Origin of the sequence: Bifidobacterium sp. A11, assembly GCF_000499185.1 — a bacterium.
Lineage (GTDB): Bacteria > Actinomycetota > Actinomycetes > Actinomycetales > Bifidobacteriaceae > Bombiscardovia > Bombiscardovia mizhiensis.
The window spans coordinates 383,076-398,760 of sequence record NZ_AWUO01000001.1; the positions used below are offsets into that span (position 1 = coordinate 383,076).

General features: G+C 60.4%; 18 protein-coding genes. 1 reads left to right on the top strand and 17 read right to left on the bottom strand.

Features of this window, described 5'->3' with window-relative positions; all coding sequences use genetic code 11:
• Positions 1–52: 52 nt before the first annotated feature.
• The 8 genes from P273_RS0101640 to P273_RS0101670 form a co-directional block, all read right to left on the bottom strand.
• Positions 53–994, bottom strand: coding sequence for a tRNA pseudouridine(38-40) synthase TruA (locus P273_RS0101640; protein ID WP_024626775.1), 942 nt, complete (start codon positions 992–994; stop codon positions 53–55).
• Between the two features lie 99 nt (positions 995–1,093).
• Positions 1,094–1,738: a 50S ribosomal protein L17 gene (rplQ, locus tag P273_RS0101645; RefSeq protein WP_024626776.1), complete on the bottom strand. Its 645-nt coding sequence runs from the start codon at positions 1,736–1,738 to the stop codon at positions 1,094–1,096.
• Positions 1,739–1,863: 125 nt separating this feature from the next.
• Positions 1,864–2,859 (bottom strand): DNA-directed RNA polymerase subunit alpha, encoded by a 996-nt coding sequence (locus tag P273_RS0101650; protein ID WP_015022327.1) that lies wholly within the window; start codon positions 2,857–2,859, stop codon positions 1,864–1,866.
• 75 nt (positions 2,860–2,934) lie between these two features.
• On the bottom strand, positions 2,935–3,333 hold the full coding sequence (gene rpsK, locus P273_RS0101655) for a 30S ribosomal protein S11 (RefSeq protein ID WP_015022328.1): 399 nt from the start codon (positions 3,331–3,333) through the stop codon (positions 2,935–2,937).
• 80 nt (positions 3,334–3,413) lie between these two features.
• Positions 3,414–3,791 carry a 30S ribosomal protein S13 gene (rpsM, locus tag P273_RS0101660; RefSeq protein ID WP_015022329.1) on the bottom strand — a complete coding sequence of 126 codons (378 nt, stop codon included), beginning with the start codon at positions 3,789–3,791 and terminating at the stop codon, positions 3,414–3,416.
• Positions 3,792–3,924: 133 nt separating this feature from the next.
• Positions 3,925–4,038, bottom strand: coding sequence for a 50S ribosomal protein L36 (rpmJ, locus tag P273_RS09755; RefSeq protein WP_015022330.1), 114 nt, complete (start codon positions 4,036–4,038; stop codon positions 3,925–3,927).
• Between the two features lie 25 nt (positions 4,039–4,063).
• Positions 4,064–4,282 carry a translation initiation factor IF-1 gene (infA, locus tag P273_RS0101665; RefSeq protein WP_015022331.1) on the bottom strand — a complete coding sequence of 73 codons (219 nt, stop codon included), beginning with the start codon at positions 4,280–4,282 and terminating at the stop codon, positions 4,064–4,066.
• Between the two features lie 184 nt (positions 4,283–4,466).
• Positions 4,467–4,928 carry an Hsp20/alpha crystallin family protein gene (locus P273_RS0101670; RefSeq protein WP_024626777.1) on the bottom strand — a complete coding sequence of 154 codons (462 nt, stop codon included), beginning with the start codon at positions 4,926–4,928 and terminating at the stop codon, positions 4,467–4,469.
• 382 nt (positions 4,929–5,310) lie between these two features.
• Between P273_RS0101670 and gdhA the strand changes: the two genes are divergently transcribed.
• Complete coding sequence (gdhA, locus tag P273_RS0101675) at positions 5,311–6,657, top strand: NADP-specific glutamate dehydrogenase (protein WP_024626778.1); 1,347 nt, start codon at positions 5,311–5,313, stop codon at positions 6,655–6,657.
• A 232-nt stretch (positions 6,658–6,889) separates the two neighbouring features.
• On the opposite strand, the gene P273_RS0101680 is transcribed toward gdhA, so the two are convergent.
• From P273_RS0101680 to rplF, 9 genes are all read right to left on the bottom strand, one after another.
• A complete protein-coding gene (locus P273_RS0101680) occupies positions 6,890–8,905 on the bottom strand; it encodes an ABC transporter ATP-binding protein (RefSeq protein ID WP_024626779.1) in 2,016 nt (671 codons plus the stop codon).
• Complete coding sequence (locus P273_RS0101685; RefSeq protein ID WP_253269550.1) at positions 8,895–10,778, bottom strand: ABC transporter ATP-binding protein; 1,884 nt, start codon at positions 10,776–10,778, stop codon at positions 8,895–8,897. Before P273_RS0101685 ends, P273_RS0101680 begins: the two co-directional genes overlap by 11 nt.
• Before the next feature lie 242 nt (positions 10,779–11,020).
• Positions 11,021–11,593 (bottom strand): adenylate kinase, encoded by a 573-nt coding sequence (locus tag P273_RS0101690; protein ID WP_024626781.1) that lies wholly within the window; start codon positions 11,591–11,593, stop codon positions 11,021–11,023.
• Between the two features lie 242 nt (positions 11,594–11,835).
• Positions 11,836–13,164, bottom strand: coding sequence for a preprotein translocase subunit SecY (gene secY, locus P273_RS0101695; protein ID WP_024626782.1), 1,329 nt, complete (start codon positions 13,162–13,164; stop codon positions 11,836–11,838).
• Between the two features lie 185 nt (positions 13,165–13,349).
• Positions 13,350–13,814, bottom strand: a complete 465-nt coding sequence (gene rplO, locus P273_RS0101700; RefSeq protein WP_029676013.1) for a 50S ribosomal protein L15 — start codon at positions 13,812–13,814, stop codon at positions 13,350–13,352.
• A 2-nt stretch (positions 13,815–13,816) separates the two neighbouring features.
• The gene (gene rpmD / locus P273_RS0101705) at positions 13,817–14,002 is read right to left on the bottom strand and encodes a 50S ribosomal protein L30 (protein ID WP_024626784.1); all 186 of its coding nucleotides are present in this window, start codon (positions 14,000–14,002) and stop codon (positions 13,817–13,819) included.
• Positions 14,002–14,763: a 30S ribosomal protein S5 gene (gene rpsE, locus P273_RS0101710; RefSeq protein ID WP_024626785.1), complete on the bottom strand. Its 762-nt coding sequence runs from the start codon at positions 14,761–14,763 to the stop codon at positions 14,002–14,004. Before rpsE ends, rpmD begins: the two co-directional genes overlap by 1 nt.
• Positions 14,760–15,131, bottom strand: a complete 372-nt coding sequence (rplR, locus tag P273_RS0101715; RefSeq protein ID WP_015022343.1) for a 50S ribosomal protein L18 — start codon at positions 15,129–15,131, stop codon at positions 14,760–14,762. The genes rpsE and rplR overlap by 4 nt, the downstream gene beginning before the upstream one ends.
• A gap of 1 nt (position 15,132) precedes the next feature.
• The gene (gene rplF / locus P273_RS0101720) at positions 15,133–15,672 is read right to left on the bottom strand and encodes a 50S ribosomal protein L6 (RefSeq protein WP_024626786.1); all 540 of its coding nucleotides are present in this window, start codon (positions 15,670–15,672) and stop codon (positions 15,133–15,135) included.
• Between the last annotated feature and the right edge of the window lie 13 nt (positions 15,673–15,685).

Below are 15,685 nucleotides of genomic sequence, written 5' to 3' on the forward strand. Positions count from 1 at the left end.
TACCTGGCAAGCGGCGTGGCGCAGTCAACGGTTACCAAGAACAGTCAGAGGGTCATAGTGTACGGCGGGCCCGGATGGCCTGCGCCCGTTCAGCCAGCTGGTCATCAGGCGGGTAGGCCACATGCTCCAGGGTCAGGCCCCGGGCATCTATGGGACCGGTGGAACCCTCGCGCAGGGGGTGGGCTACCTTGTCGGCAAACCATTGCACGGACCGGCGTCCCAGGCCCACCTGAATGCAGGCTGCAACCAGTGACCGGACCATATTATGGGCAAATGCATCAGCTACGATCCGAAAGACGGTCAGCCCGGATTCCATGAAAGCCGGAAGGTATCCGACGACGCTCTGGTCCGGAGCAGTACCGAACAGATTCGCAGTCGGAACCAGATCCCAGTGTGCAGCCAGGACCTTGCGGATGGTCGTGCCGCCGGGGTTTGGCCTGGCGAAAGACCCAAAGTCATGCAGCCCGATGCACTCCGCTGCAGCCTCGTTCATAGCTCGCAGATCCAGGCTTCCCTCCAGATTCAGCACAAAGCCTCGCATGCGAGGATCCCCTGGCTGACCCCCCTGGCTGACTCGATACAGATAGGTGCGTTCCAGGGCAGAAAAGCGGGCATCGAAACCCGCTGGGGCCAATCTGAGACCGAGCAGAACGATGTCAGCAGGCAGCAGGTGCCGGAGGCGGCGTTCCAGGGCCTCAACACCATCGACCTCCATATGGCCCCTGCAGGACTCGAGCACAAGATCGGGAATGTCCAGGTGAGCCACCTGGTGGGATGCGTGAACCCCGGTGTCGGTCCTACCAGCCACGACCAGTCTTGGTTCCCAGACGTCGTGGTTATGAGGAACTCCGCCTTGTGAGCCGCGGGCTCCGGTGATCAGAGACAGGGCCTGCTCGATGCAACCTTGGACCGTGCGAAGCCCTGGCTGCCGGGCCCAGCCGTGGAAGCCGCCACCGTCATAGGCCAGATCCATGCGCAGCCTGACAAGGGACATCTTCCCCTCCTGACCTTCCATCAAGACCTCCCTGGCAGCAATGACAAACGGGGCCGGAGAGCCATGCTCCCCGACCCCGTCATCGAATGCAATAACCGATTACTCGGCAGACTTCTCGGCATCCTCAGCCACGTCGGCATCTTCCTCAGCCTGGGCTTCGGCCTGATCCGCCTTGTCGGCGGTCTGTTCCAGATCCTCAGCGGCCTGGTCAGCCTGGGCCACGTCCTGATCGGATTCATTGGCCTCGACAGCCTGGTCGACGGCATCCTTGGCAGCGCCTTCGGCTACAGCGGCATCGGTGGCTGCTGCCACCTCGGCATTGTCGTCTTTGGCAGCCACCTTGGCTGCGGACTCAGCCTCCTTGACTACGGCCTTCTTGGCCGACAGAGGCTCGGTGACCAGCTCGATCACGGCCTGTGGGGAGTTGTCTCCACGGCGGGGCGCGATCTTGGTGATGCGGGTGTAGCCACCCTCACGCTGCTGCATCTGCTCGGCGATCTGCGTGAACAGGATGTGGACCACAGACTTGTCACGGATGACACGCATGACACGACGGCGGGCAGGCAGATCCCCACGCTTGGCGAAGGTGATCAGACGCTCAGCCAGGGGACGCAGGCGCTTGGCCTTGGGCAGAGTGGTCGTGATACGGCCGTTGGCAAAGAGGCTGGTGGCCATGTTGGCCAGCATCAGCCGCTCGTGTGCCGGGCTGGAGGCCAGACGTGGGCCCTTGCTAGGTTTTGGCATTGGATTATCTCCTTACGGCCCGGGAGGACAGGTGGGCATACGCCCGAACATCCGACTTCCCGGAATTGCTGTCAGCAGGCAAAGGAACCCTTCCCCTCGCCCACTCATACGAAGGCTGCGGCCTCTCACTCGTCGTCAGGCGAGAAGAAGGTGCCCCCCTCGAGATTATTGGTGTCGAAGCCCAGCGGGGAGGCCTTCAGCGACAGCCCCATGCCCTCAAGCTTCTCCTTGACTTCGTCGATGGACTTCATGCCGAAGTTGCGAATGTCCAGCAGATCCTGCTCGGTGTGCGAGACCAGCTCGCCGATGGTGTGGATTCCCTCGCGCTTGAGGCAGTTGTAGGAACGCTGCGTCAGGTTCAGATCCTCAATCGGCACGGACATCTGCGGATCGGCTTCTTCCACCACAGGCTCGGGTCCGACCTCCACGCCCTCAGCCTGGGTGTTGAGCTCGCGGCAGAGGCCGAAGAGTTCAACCAGGGTCGACCCGGCGGATGCCACCGCGTCACGCGGCGAGATGGCCGGCTTGGTCTCCACATCCAGGATCAACTTGTCAAAATCCGTGCGCTGCTCGACACGGGTGGCCTCGACCTTGTAGCTGACCTTGAGTACTGGAGAGTAGATGGAATCGACCGGGATGCGGCCAATCTCATCGTTGTCCTGCTTGTTGAGCTGGGCCTGGACGTATCCACGCCCACGCTCCACCGTAAACTCGATCTCCAACTCGCCATCCTCGGCCAGGGTCGCGATATGCAGATCAGGATTGGCCACGGTGACACCGGCCGGCGGGGTGATGTCCCCGGCGGTGGCTTCGCCCTTGCCGCTCTTGCGCAAATACATGACCACAGGCTCGTCGTACTCGCTGGTCAGCACGATGCCCTTGATGTTGAGCAGGATCTCAGTGACGTCCTCCTCCACACCAGGCAGCGTGGTGAACTCGTGCAGGGCACCCGAGATGCGGACCGAGGTCACAGCCGCACCGGGTATGGAGCTCAGCAGGGTACGACGCAGGGAGTTGCCCAGGGTGTACCCGAATCCGGGCTCCAGCGGCTCGATGGTGAAACGGGAGCGCTGGGCATTGACGACTTCTTCAGTAAGAGTCGGACGCTGTGCAATAAGCACTGTTGCTATCCTTTCAGCTCCAACCGGTGGTGCACTCACCGGTCTTCGCGGGTGGATTCATGGGTTTTTTAGTGCTCAGACGCGACGGCGCTTGGGAGGACGAACGCCATTGTGTGCCTGTGGGGTCACATCAGAGATGGAACCGACCTCCAGGCCTGCGGACTGCAGGGAGCGGATGGCGGTCTCGCGGCCCGAACCCGGGCCCTTGACGAAGACATCCACCTTCTTGACCCCATGCTCCATGGCCTTGCGGGCTGCGGATTCGGCGGCCATGCCCGCTGCATAAGGAGTGGACTTGCGGGAGCCCTTGAAGCCTACGTCGCCGCCTGAAGCCCAGGCCACTACAGCACCGGAAGGATCGGTGATGGAGATGATGGTGTTGTTGAATGTTGACTTGATATGCGCCTGCCCGACCGGAACCGACTTGCGATCCCGACGACGAGGCTTGCGCGCGGCCTGCTTTGCTGCTGCCATTGATCCTCGTTTCCTTGTCACGAATAACTGATTGCTAGTGCGATTCATCGGGGACCCTCATCCCCGCTTCGCATTCGGCCTTACTTGGTCGCCTTCTTCTTTCCGGCGACGGTGCGCTTGGGTCCCTTACGGGTGCGGGCGTTGGTCTTGGTCCGCTGACCACGCACGGGCAGACCCCTGCGGTGGCGCTGGCCCTGATAGCAATTGATCTGGATCTTACGGCGAATATCAGCGTCGATCTCACGACGCAGATCACCCTCGATCTTATAGTTGCCTTCGAGGTAATCACGCAGCGTAATGAGCTGCTCATCCGTGAGATCCTTGACGCGGGTGTCCGGATTCACTCCGGTCGCGGCAAGTGTTTCCTTGGCGCGGGTACGCCCAACACCGAAAATGTAGGTGAGGGCTATCTCTATGCGCTTCTCGTTGGGGATGTCGACTCCGGCAAGACGTGCCATTGCGATTCCTTTTTTGTTCTACGCAGGTCGTGCACCGAGTCTTCCGGTCTCCCGGCCCGGGCCTGCGCACCCGGGGTTCAGCCTGTCGGCTGTGACTCAGCGCCTTTGGTGTTCGTTGCCGCTGGGAATCCGCTCAGCCCTGGCGCTGCTTATGGCGTGGGTTTTTGCAGATCACCATGACGCGGCCGTGACGACGAATCACGCGGCAGTTCTCGCAGATTCTCTTCACACTAGGGCTGACCTTCATGGTTTTCCTTTGCTTGTGTACCTTGTTACTTGTACCGGTACGTAATCCGTCCGCGGTTCAGATCGTAGGGACTCATTTCGAGCACCACCCGATCCTGGGGCAGAATGCGAATGTAGTTCTTACGCATCTTGCCGGAAATGGTGGCCAGCACCAGGTGCTTGTTCTCGAGCTCGACGCGGAACATCGCATTCGGGAGAGCCTCGACCACACGCCCTTCCACCTCGATCACACCATCTTTTGCCATAAGCCTTCTATCCGATCCTCGGCCGGTTACACAGCGCGTCGAAAGACACGCCAAATGGTAAGTATAGCATGAGTAGACCCAGAATTGGGCAATAGCGTGTTGACACGACAAAAGGGCCGTCTGGACGGCTGCCGCTCAATCAGTATAGCAGTCATTCAGGCGGTCCGTTACGGATCCGAGTCCCTCAGTCTTCGATGGCGATTTTCTGCGTATTGTCAGCAGGTTCGATGCTGATCTTGGGCAGAGTCACCTCCAGGGTGCCGTTGGCATAGTGGGCATGAATGTCCTCCTGGCGGACCTTGTCACCAACGTAGAAGCTACGTGAGCAGGATCCGGTGTAACGCTCACGCCGAATCCACCGTCCCTGGTCATCCTTGTCACCCTGGTCGCCGTTCTTCTGGGCGGAGACAATCAGGTAGCCGTCCTCCAGACGCAGGCCGATGTCCTTCTTGTCGAAGCCGGGCATGTCGATGGAGAGCTGGTACTGTCCATCCTTCTCACGCACATCCGTGTTCATCAAGGGGCTGTTCAGCGCGTTCTTGGCGCCCTGGCCCTGCCGACGCCCGTCACGCCAGTTGTTGAAGAAGGGATCGTCGAAGAAGTCACCGAAGATCGAATTGTTCATCAATGCGGGAAACATAGCCATAATCACATCTCCTGATTCTCTAAGTCATAGTTTCTGCGGACCGGAACCCCAGGTGGACATCCTGACCTGTCCTCCCGGGCTCCCTGCCCTTCACTTTGTCCAAACCGCAGGCCCGGGGTTTCATGCCCGATGTTCACCCAAGGAATAAAAGTTGAGTCACATAGACTCAACTTTTGACAGTAGCCCTGCTTGCGCTTCTCGCCCTCTCATTCTTCGGGCCTTCAATGACCACATGTCAGACATTACGAACCAGAATTCTTGTGACGTAACTTTGAGGCATTTACCATAGGATAAGATTCCGCCAGCCCCCGCAGGCTCTTGAGGGCGGACCCAATCGCATGTGGACCGGACGGACCGGCCATTCCTAGTCAAAGGAGCTCAGATGCTCACCAACGAATACATCAAGCGCGTATACCAGCAGGTTGAGAAGCGCGACGGCGACCAGCCGGAATTCCTGCAGGCTGTTCGCGAAGTTTTCTCCAGCCTGGAACCCGTGGTGGAGCGGCATCCCGAGTATGAGGCCAATGGCGTGCTGGAGCGCCTGGTCGAGCCCGAACGTGCAGTCAAGTTCCGTGTGGCCTGGACCGACGATCAGGGCCACGTTCAGGTCAACCGCGGCTACCGGATCCAATTCAATTCGGCCATCGGCCCCTACAAGGGCGGCCTGCGCTTCCATCCGACCGTGACCGAGTCGGTCATCAAGTTCCTGGGATTCGAGCAGATTCTGAAGAATTCGCTGACCGGTCTGCCCATGGGTGGCGCCAAGGGCGGATCTGACTTCGACCCCAAGGGCCGCTCGGATGCCGAGGTCATGCGCTTCTGCCAGGCCTTCATGACCGAGCTGCAGCGCCACATCGGACAGTTCACCGATGTGCCCGCCGGCGACATCAACGTAGGATCCCGCGAGATCGGCTACCTGTTCGGCCAGTACAAGAGAATTCGCGACGAGTACTCGGGTGTCCTGACCGGCAAGGACCTGACCTTCGGCGGCTCCCTGGCCAGGACCGAGGCCACGGGATATGGCCTGTGCTACTACACCCAGGAGGCCCTGCAGACGCTGCGCAAGGATTCTTTCCAGGGCAAGACCGTCGTCATCTCCGGTTCGGGCAACGTGGCCATCTTCGCCACCGAAAAGGCCCAACAGCTGGGCGCCAAGGTGGTAACGGCATCCGACTCCAACGGCTACGTTTATGACCCCAATGGGATTGACCTCGACGTGGTCAAGGACATCAAACTGGGCCACCGCGGCCGAATTCGCGAGTATGCGGACCGCGTGGACTCCGCTGAATACCACGAGGGCTGCAAGGGCGTCTGGACCGTGCCCTGCGACATCGCCCTGCCTTGCGCCACGCAGAACGAAATCGACGAGGAATCCGCAAAGACCCTGGTCGCCAACGGATGCACCGTGGTCTGCGAGGGCGCCAACATGCCTTCTACCCCCGAGGCCATCCAGGTCTACCAGGATAACAAGGTGCTCTACGGGCCCGCCAAGGCCGCCAATGCCGGCGGCGTGGCCGTCTCCGGCCTGGAGATGAGCCAGAACTCCCTGCGCCTGCAGTGGACCTTCGACGAGGTGGATCAGCGGCTGAAGGACATCATGACTGGAATCTTCCAGAAGTCCTACCAGGCCTCCAAGGAATACGGGCATGAAGGCGACCTGATGCTGGGCGCCAACGTGGCCGGCTTCACCAAGGTGGCCGATGCCATGGTGGCCCAGGGCATCCTCTGAGATCGAACCTGATTCCTATTCATAAAGGGCCTGACCTGCTGAATTTGCAGGTCAGGCCCTTCTTTTCATGGGGATACCAGTAGCTCGGATGGGGATTGAACTTAGCAAGCCATCAGCTATGCGTAGGGGCGGGAGCATCAGTCATGTGCCGCCCCCACCCCACTGGTTTTGCTTATTGCCGAATCGCAAACTATCGGTGCCTTCTCCCAAGGTTCGGCAATTCAGGAGAGCCCTACTCCAGTTCCAGGGCTCCGGTGTAGAGCTGGTAGTACTCGCCATGCCTGGCTATCAGCTCATCATGATTGCCGCGCTCGATGATCCGTCCGTGATCCAGGACCATGATCACATCGGAGTTTCGGACCGTGGAGAGCCGGTGGGCGATGACGAAGACCGTTCGGCCGCGCATCAATGCGTCCATGCCCTGCTGGACCACCTCCTCGGTGCGTGTGTCGATTGAGGAAGTGGCTTCGTCAAGGATCATGGCCGGAGGATCGGCCACCGCCGCCCTGGCAATGGATATCAGCTGGCGCTGACCCTGGGACAGTCCGCTTCCGTCGCCCTCAAGAACGGTCTGGTAGCCCTGGGGCAGCATGCGGATGAAGCTGTCGGCGTTGGTCATCCTGGCAGCTTCGATGCACTCCTTGTCCGTGGCATCCAGGCGCCCGTAGCGGATGTTGTCCAGGACGGTGCCCGTGAAGAGGTTGACATCCTGAAGGACGATGCCCAGGGAGCGGCGGAGGTCAGGCTTGCGGATGTTCCTCACATCGATCCCGTCATAAAGGATCTGCCCCTGCTGAATATCGTAGAAACGGTTGATAAGGTTGGTGATCGTGGTCTTGCCGGCCCCCGTGGCGCCGACCAAAGCCACCTTCTGCCCGGGCTTGGCAAACCAGGTGATGTCGTGCAGAACAGGCTTGCTCGGGTCATACCCGAAGCTGACATCGGTGAATCGCACATCCCCCTGGAGGAGGGTGTATCGGCCATCGGGGGAGGTGATGGCCTGGTCCTTGGCCTTCAGAGCCACATCGCGCGCATCGCCGGGTAGCTTCATGGCGGCCTCCAGCGAGCGCCTGCCGTCGTCATCGGCCTCACGCTTCCAGGCCCAGTGCCCTGTCTCATGGTCGACGGGGGTCATGGTCCGCCCATCCGAGGCCAGTTCGACGCTGACCAATCTGACCGTGCCCTGGTCGGACTCGACAGGCTGGTCCATCAGATCGAAGATTCTGGAGGCGCCGGCCAGGGCCATCATGACCATGTTGAATTGCATCGAGACCTGGCCGATGGGGTTGATGAAGGAGCGGGAAAGGGTCAGGAGGGAGACGATGGTTCCCAGAGTCAGCGGCCCTGCCCCGGTCAGCCCTACATTGCCCATGCCGGCGATGCCGGCCAGGCCTCCGACGATGGCCAGGATGACATAGAGCAGGTAGCCCATGTTGCCTACGACAGGCATGGTGACGTTGCCGTAGGTGTTGGCCTGGGCCGAAGCCTGGAAGAGCTCCTGGTTCCTCTGCTCGAAGACCTTGGCGGTGGCATCCTCATGGTTGAAGACCTTGATGACCTTCTGTCCGTTGACAGCCTCTTCCACGAAGGCGTTCACCTGGCCCAGATAGCGCTGCTGGTGAACGAAATAGCGACCGCTTCGGGTGACCAGAACCCGGACCACCACAATCAGAACCGCCGCGAAGACCAGGGTTAGAACGGTGAAGGGGATGGAGAGCCAGAGCATGGAGATCAAGGCTGCCAGGGCGGACAGGACCGAGGAGACCATCTGCGGGAAGGACTGGGAGATGGCCTGACGGAGGGTATCCGTGTCGTTCGTGTAGCGGCTCATGGTGTCGCCGTGCTCATGGGTATCGAAGAAGCCGATGGGCAGCTCCTGCTGGTGGGCGAACATCTGGTCGCGGATGGTCTTCAAAGTGCCCTGCTCCACCTTGACGATCAGCCAGTTCCAGAACCAGGAGCAGAAGGTCCCCACTGCATAGAGGCAGCCCATCAGAATCAGGGTCCTCATGAGCGGTCCCCAGTCAGGATCGGCGGCTCCGACCAGCGGCAGGATGTAATGGTCGATCAGCGGTTGGAGGAAGAAGGCCGATGCCGCCTGGGCCCCGGCGCTGATGATGATGCAGACCACGATCACCGCCAGCTGCCAGCGGTAGGCCAGCAGGTAGCGCAGGATGCGACGGGTCGTTCCCGGCGCGGCTTTGTCCAGACGGGGCTTGCGATCCTTGAATGATCCGTCACTCATGATCCTTGTCCTCCTCGCTCTGGTTTCTGGTCTGTGATTCGTAAATGGATCGGTATTCCTGACATGTTCGCAGGAGCTCCTGGTGGGTGCCCTTGTCGAGAATCCTGCCCTCCTCCAGGACCACGATCATGTCGGCATCCTCCACAGAGGCCAGGCGCTGAGAGATGATGATCTTGGTGGTGTCGGGAATCTCCTGGCTGAAGGCCCGGCGGATCAGCTGGTCGGTCTTGGTGTCCACGGCGCTGGTAGAGTCATCCAGAATCAGGATGTCGGGCTTCTTCAGCAGGGCACGCGCTATGCACAGACGCTGTCGCTGGCCCCCAGAGAGGTTGGTGCCGCCCTCGTCCAGGTAGGTCTGATAGCCGTCGGGAAACTCCCGCACGAAACCGTCGGCCTGGGCCAGAGTGCAGGCGCGCACCAGCTCTTCGTCCGTGGCTTGAGGATTACCCCAGCGCAGGTTCTCGGCGATGGTCCCGGTGAAAAGGACATTCTTCTGGAGCACCATGGCCACCTGGTCGCGCAGGACGGTCAGGTCGTATTGGCGTACGTCCACACCGCCCACCTGGAGGGACCCCTCCGTCACGTCATAGAGACGGGGTATGAGCTGGACCAGGCTGGATTTGGAGGAGCCGGTCCCGCCCACGATGCCCAGGGTGGAGCCCGAGGGAACGTCCAGATTGATATGGCTCAGAACAGGGCGTTCGGATCGCTCCGAGTAACGGAATGTCACATCCTGGAAGCTGATGGACCCGTCGGCCACCTTCATGACCGGCTTGGCGGGATCATGCACAGTGCTGACCTCATTCAGCACCTGGCAGATGCGCTCTGCCGAAGCCTGGGAGATGACGACCATGACCACGATCATGGAGACCATGTTCATGGCCATCATGATCTGGATGGCATAGGTGACCAGGGCGGTCAGATCGCCTGTGGTCAGTCCCAGGGCAGCATTGTTTCCGGATGCCACAATCTGGGAGGCACCCATCCAGGATATGACCAGCAGAGAAGCGTAAATACAGAAGTTCAGCAATGCCGGGTTCAGGCTCATGATCCGCTCGGCCTTGCAGAAGGCACGGTAGATAGCCAGGGAGATACCGTTGAATTTGCGCTCCTCGTAGTCCTCCCGGTTGTAGGACTTGACCACCCTGATGCCCTGAAGGTTCTCATCCACCACATTGTTGAGGTGGTCGTAGGTGTGGAAGACCCGCTCGAAGATGGGATGAACCAGCAGGGACAGACCGATCAGGCCAAAGCCCAGGATGGGGATGGCGATCAGGAAGACCAGGGATATGGGCCTGGAGATCCTATAAGAGAAGAGCCAGGCCACGATGACCATGATCGGCGCCCTGACCCCGACCCTGATCACCATCTGATAGGCGTTCTGCAGGTTGGTCACATCGGTGGTCAGCCTGGTGATGATGGACCCCGTTGAGAAGCGGTCGATGTTGGTAAAGCTGAAGGACTGCACTTTGGCGAACAGATCGCTGCGGACATTCTTGGCCAGACCGGAAGAGGCGATGGCCGCATACCTTCCGGACATGAACCCGGAGAACAGGGAGACGGCCGAGCAGGCCAGCAATATCAGCCCGAACTTGAAGATGGCCGGCATGGACCTTCCCGAGACCCCTTGGTCAATCAGGGAGGCCATGATGGTCGGGATCACAATCTCGAGGACGCTCTCCAGAAAAACGAAGGCCGGAGCCAGAAAACTGGCCTTCCGGTATTCGCGCAGGGAGCGCAGAATGGTTCGGATGGTGTGCTTTGGACGCGCTGGTTCCTGCTTATCCGATCTGACCACGGATGCCGTAGAGCCCTTCAAGTAGACCTCTTCTGTTACTGTACTGGTTTCTGTATTTTCCCGGCCAATCACCGACATGCAATACCCTCGTCAGAGGGTCTGAATGCACCAAGGCTATCACCCTGTCCGCCAGTGTCGGGCGGACGCGCAGGGATTTCCGCCCTCCACAAAAAGAAGCTGTCATGCCACTTGGGTCATGCAGCTTCTTTGCCTTAGCCAGCCTTATCAGGGTCTTGCGAATCAGCCACTCTTAATCTTGGTTTTTATCTGGCAATGTCTGATTCAAGGGGTGACAGGCCTCTCGCCTGACAGGTGATGAGTTAACGCTCGTCAAGCTGAGTGATGATCTTCTTGGATATCTGATCGATCTCACCCTGGCCGTCCACTGCGACCAGAAGGCCACGGGTCTTATAGGTGTTCAGCAGCGGGGCGGTCTCTTTGGCATAGATATCCAGCCGCTTGGCGATGGCCTCGGGGGTATCGTCCGCCCGGCCCTCCTCCTTGGCACGCTTGGCGATGCGCTGCATGAGCACCTCATGGTCGGCATCCAGAGCCACCACAGCTGTCAGCGGTGTACCGAGCTCTTTGAGCATCTCGTCCAGCGCCTCGACCTGGGATGCCGAACGGGGGTAGCCGTCCAGAATCCAGCCCTGGGCGGCATCATCCATGCCCAAGCGGTCCTTGACAATCTTATTGGTCAGCTCGTCTGGAACCAGTTCGCCCTTGTCGGTGTAGGCCTTGGCCTGCTTACCCAGCTCGGTTCCGTTCTTCAGGTTGTAGCGGAAAATGTCACCAGTGGATATGGCCGGAATCCCATAATGTTTACTGAGCAAGGCCGCCTGCGTGCCCTTGCCTACACCTTGAGGTCCCATGATCAACAGTCGCTGTGCCATTCCCTATCCTTTGTTTGATGTTCTTGGTCTACAGTCCTAGGCGGACCAAACCGCGCAGAACCCTCTTTACCGTATGCTAGCGTCTGCCCGGTCCAAGAGCAGGTTCAGCACACTCAAACTCATACGAACTGTCCTCCTGGCGCAGGCCTGACACAAAATGGTCCGACTCCATGCCAACAAGTGACAGGGTCGGACCATAAGCTGTTTGGATCGATACCACGTGCAGGTGTCTGGCCGAAGGGTCAGCCCTCCTTGTGGTCGCCCTCCAGCAGGAAACCGGTGTACTGGAACTGCTCGGTCTGCGCCCTGGCCTGGCGCAGGGTGTCCAGGCCGACGCCGGCGATAATCAGTATGGTAGTCCCGCCGAAGGGTAGCTTGGAGTTGATCTTCAGCAGCATGATCAGCACCGTGGGAATCAGGGCCACGAAGAGCAGATAGATGGCTCCAACCGTGTTCAGCCGGTTCATCACGTATGACAGGTACCGGCTGGTGGCCCGTCCGGCCCTGATACCCGGGATGAAGCCGCCGTACTCCTTCATATTGTCAGCCGTCTCATCGGGGTTGAAGGTGATGGAGGTGTAGAAGAAGCAGAAGAAGACGATCATGACCGAATAGAGCACGATGTACCAGACCGAGGTCGTGTTGGCCATGTTGGCGTTGATCCACTTGACCCAGTTCTGATCGGACTTGCCGAACTGGGCGATAAGGGTGGGAATAGCCAGAATAGAGGAGGCGAAAATAGGGGGAATCACGCCTGACATATTGATCTTGAGCGGCAGATAGGTGGAGGATCCGCCGTACATCTTGCGGCCGATCATTCTTCTGGTGTACTGGACGGGGATGCGGCGCTGTGCCAGCTCCACGTAGTCGACCAGAATCAGGATGACCACCAGAACAGTCACCACAATGCCGAATTTGACCCAGTCACCGTTCTTGCCGTTGGTCCCCCAGCCGATGTTCCAGAGCTGGGGCAGGAAGCCGGAGCAGATGGAGATAAAGATCAGGACGGACATGCCGTTACCGATGCCCTTGTCGGTGATCAACTCGGCCATCCACATGATCAGACCGGTGCCGCCGGTCATGATCAGGACCATGACCACCAGATTCCAAACGGAGCTGTCGGGAATGACCTGCTGCTGGCATGCCCCGTTGAAGAGCGCACCGTTGCGGGCTGTAACCAGAATGGTCGTGGACTGCAGCACGGCCAAACCGATGGTCAGATACCTGGTATATTCGGTCAGCTTGGCCTCGCCCGACTGACCCTCCTTGTGCAGAGCCTCGAAGCGAGGAATGACCACGCGCAGCAACTGCACCACGATGGATGCGGTGATGTAGGGCATGATGCCCAGTGCGAAGATGGACAGCTGCAGCAGAGCCCCGCCCGAGAACAGGTTGACCAGACCGATGAAGTCCTCATTGCCGGCCGTGGTGATGCACTTCTGCACGGAAGGATAATCCACGCCTGGGGTAGGTATGAACGACCCAATGCGATAGATGATGATGATGCCAAGAACGAAGAAGATTTTCTTCCTCAGCTCCTTGGTCTTGAAGGCCTGGATTAACGTCCTCACCTAAGTTCCCTCCCTACGCGACCGCGCGTTGGTCTCGGTGCATCGCACCTTCTTGCTCCGACCAGCTTAACCGATGGTTCCGTCAAATCATGATGGCAACCGGGTCGGAAACGAATTCCGGCCCCCGCCCGCTTGGAGCGGGGAGGGCCGGAATCATCTGCCTTGCGGTCTGTCCCCTGCGAGTATCAGTTCTCGGAGACGGACCCGCCTGCGGCTTCTATCTTGCTTCTGGCCGAGGCCGAGGCCTTGACGCCCTTGAGGGTGAAAGCGGCCTTGACGTCGCCGTCACCCAGGACCTTGACAGGGCGGCCCTTGCGAACCGCTCCCTTGTTGACCAGATCCTCGACGGTGACCTCGCCGCCCTTGGGGAAGAGTCCTTCCAGAGCACCCAGGTTGACCACCTGGTACTCCTTCTTGAAGGGGCTCCTGAATCCACGCAGCTTTGGCAGCCGCATGTACAGGGGCAGCTGGCCGCCTTCAAAGCCCGGACGGACCTGGTAGCGTGCCTTGGTGCCCTTGGTGCCACGACCGGAGGTCTTGCCCTTGGACCCCTCACCGCGACCCACACGGATGCGGTCGCGCTTGGCGCCCGGAGCAGGACGCAGATCGTGCATCTGCAGGATGGTGGGCTCTTGCTTGTCGCTGGCCATAATCAGTCTGCCTCCTCTACGTTCACCAGGTGGCGGACCTTGTTGGCCATCCCCCGGTAGACGGGGGTGTCCTCACGCAGGACGGTCTGGCCGATCTTGTGAAGGCCCAGAGACCTGACGTTCTCCTTCTGGCGGTCGGTGGCATGAGCCACGCCCTTGACCAGAGTGATCTTGATCTGCTTGGTCATCACTCACCTGCCTTCGACTGCTCGTCAGCCTTGGCCTTGGCCTCTTCGCGTTCCTTACGCTCGTCGGCAATGCCGGCGGCACGTGCACGCAGGAGGGAATCGGGAGCGACCTCCTCCAGGGGCAGACCGCGGCGTGCCGCGATCTCCTCGGGCTCCTCCAGCTGCTTCAGGGCAGCTACAGTGGCCCGCACCATGTTGACGGCCGTGGCCGATCCCATGGACTTGCTCAGGATGTCGGTGATGCCGGCGCACTCGAGGACGGCGCGAACCGGACCGCCGGCGATAACGCCGGTTCCTGGGGCTGCAGGCCGCAGGAGGACAGTACCGGCCGCATCGTGGCCGATCACCGGGTGAGTGACGGTGCCGCGGATGCGGGGAACAGTGAACATATGCTTCTTGGCATCCAGCTGACCCTTGGAGATGGCTGCGGGAACCTCGCGGGACTTGCCGTAGCCAACGCCCACGGTGCCCTTGCCGTCGCCCACGACCACCAGGGCCGCGAAGCTGAAGGTACGACCTCCCTTGTGGACCTTGGAGACGCGGTTGATGGTCACGACCCTGTCGAGCATGTCGTCACGCTCGTCGCGGTCGCGACGGCCACGACGGCCATCCCTACGGCCGTCACGGGAACCGCCCCGACGACCGCCTCGGCGATCATCGTTCCGGTCGTTCCGATCCCTTCTGCCACCCTGGCTGGACTGAGCGTTTGTGGAATCTTCAGTCACCTGGGTTGTTTCCTTTGTCGTTTCGTTGTCGCTCACAGTGCCAAACCTCCCTCACGGGCGCCTTCCGCAACCGCTGCGACCCTTCCGTGGTACTTGTTGCCACCACGGTCGAAGACCACGGTGGTGATGCCAGCCTTCTTGGCCTTGGCCGCAATCTGCTCGCCGACCTTGCGGGCGGCCTCGGTCTTGGTGCCCTTGAAGGAGCCGTAGTCCGAAGCCATGGTCGACTCGCTGACCAGGGTGACACCCCTGGTGTCGTCGACGATCTGGGCGATCATATTGCGGTTGGTCCGAGTAACCACCAGACGGGGACGCTCTGCCGTGCCGGAGACGTGCTTGCGCAGACGGGCATGGCGGCGCAGACGGGCGATCTTCTTGCCTTTGCCTAGTATCGAGACCGTCATATCACTTACCAGCCTTTCCAGCCTTGCGCAGGATGTGCTCATCGGCGTACTTGATGCCCTTGCCCTTGTAAGGCTCGGGAGCACGCAGGGCGCGGATGTTGGCCGCGGCCTGTCCGACAGCCTGCTTGTCGATGCCGGAGACGACCACTTCGTTGGCGTTCGGCGTCTCGAAGGTGATGCCCTCCGGGGGGTCGACAGTGATGGTGTGCGAGTAGCCCAGCGAGAACTCCAGGGACTTGCCCTTGGCGACCACACGGTAGCCGGTGCCGACGATCTGCAGGTGCTTGCTGTAGCCCTTGGAGACGCCTTCAACCATGGACGCCACGATGGAGCGGCTCAGTCCGTGCTTGGCCTTGGTGGTGCGGTCCTCGTCGGCGGGGGTCATGATGATCTCGTTGCCCTCGACCTTGCCGGTGATGCCTTCAGGCAGCGTGTATGCGTCGGAACCCTTGGGGCCCTTGGCGGTGAATTCCTGGCCCTTGAAGGCCACCTCCACACCTGCCGGAACGGCGATGGGGAGCTTACCAATATGCGATGCCATGTTCAGCTCTCCT

What these genes read in the sequence shown, in the direction of transcription:
- rplO (WP_029676013.1), bottom strand. Translation starts at nt 13,814, where the DNA reads ATGGCCAGCGACAAGCAAGAGCCCACCATCCTGCAGATGCACGATCTG.
- rpmD (WP_024626784.1), bottom strand. Translation starts at nt 14,002, where the DNA reads ATGACCAAGCAGATCAAGATCACTCTGGTCAAGGGCGTGGCTCATGCC.
- rpsK (WP_015022328.1), bottom strand. Translation starts at nt 3,333, where the DNA reads ATGGCAGCAGCAAAGCAGGCCGCGCGCAAGCCTCGTCGTCGGGATCGC.
- rpmJ (WP_015022330.1), bottom strand. Translation starts at nt 4,038, where the DNA reads ATGAAGGTCAGCCCTAGTGTGAAGAGAATCTGCGAGAACTGCCGCGTG.
- P273_RS0101640 (WP_024626775.1), bottom strand. Translation starts at nt 994, where the DNA reads ATGTCCCTTGTCAGGCTGCGCATGGATCTGGCCTATGACGGTGGCGGC.
- rplF (WP_024626786.1), bottom strand. Translation starts at nt 15,672, where the DNA reads ATGGCATCGCATATTGGTAAGCTCCCCATCGCCGTTCCGGCAGGTGTG.
- rpsM (WP_015022329.1), bottom strand. Translation starts at nt 3,791, where the DNA reads ATGGCACGTCTTGCCGGAGTCGACATCCCCAACGAGAAGCGCATAGAG.
- rplQ (WP_024626776.1), bottom strand. Translation starts at nt 1,738, where the DNA reads ATGCCAAAACCTAGCAAGGGCCCACGTCTGGCCTCCAGCCCGGCACAC.
- infA (WP_015022331.1), bottom strand. Translation starts at nt 4,282, where the DNA reads ATGGCAAAAGATGGTGTGATCGAGGTGGAAGGGCGTGTGGTCGAGGCT.
- P273_RS0101685 (WP_253269550.1), bottom strand. Translation starts at nt 10,778, where the DNA reads ATGTCGGTGATTGGCCGGGAAAATACAGAAACCAGTACAGTAACAGAA.
- P273_RS0101670 (WP_024626777.1), bottom strand. Translation starts at nt 4,928, where the DNA reads ATGGCTATGTTTCCCGCATTGATGAACAATTCGATCTTCGGTGACTTC.
- gdhA (WP_024626778.1), top strand. Translation starts at nt 5,311, where the DNA reads ATGCTCACCAACGAATACATCAAGCGCGTATACCAGCAGGTTGAGAAG.
- P273_RS0101690 (WP_024626781.1), bottom strand. Translation starts at nt 11,593, where the DNA reads ATGGCACAGCGACTGTTGATCATGGGACCTCAAGGTGTAGGCAAGGGC.
- rplR (WP_015022343.1), bottom strand. Translation starts at nt 15,131, where the DNA reads ATGACGGTCTCGATACTAGGCAAAGGCAAGAAGATCGCCCGTCTGCGC.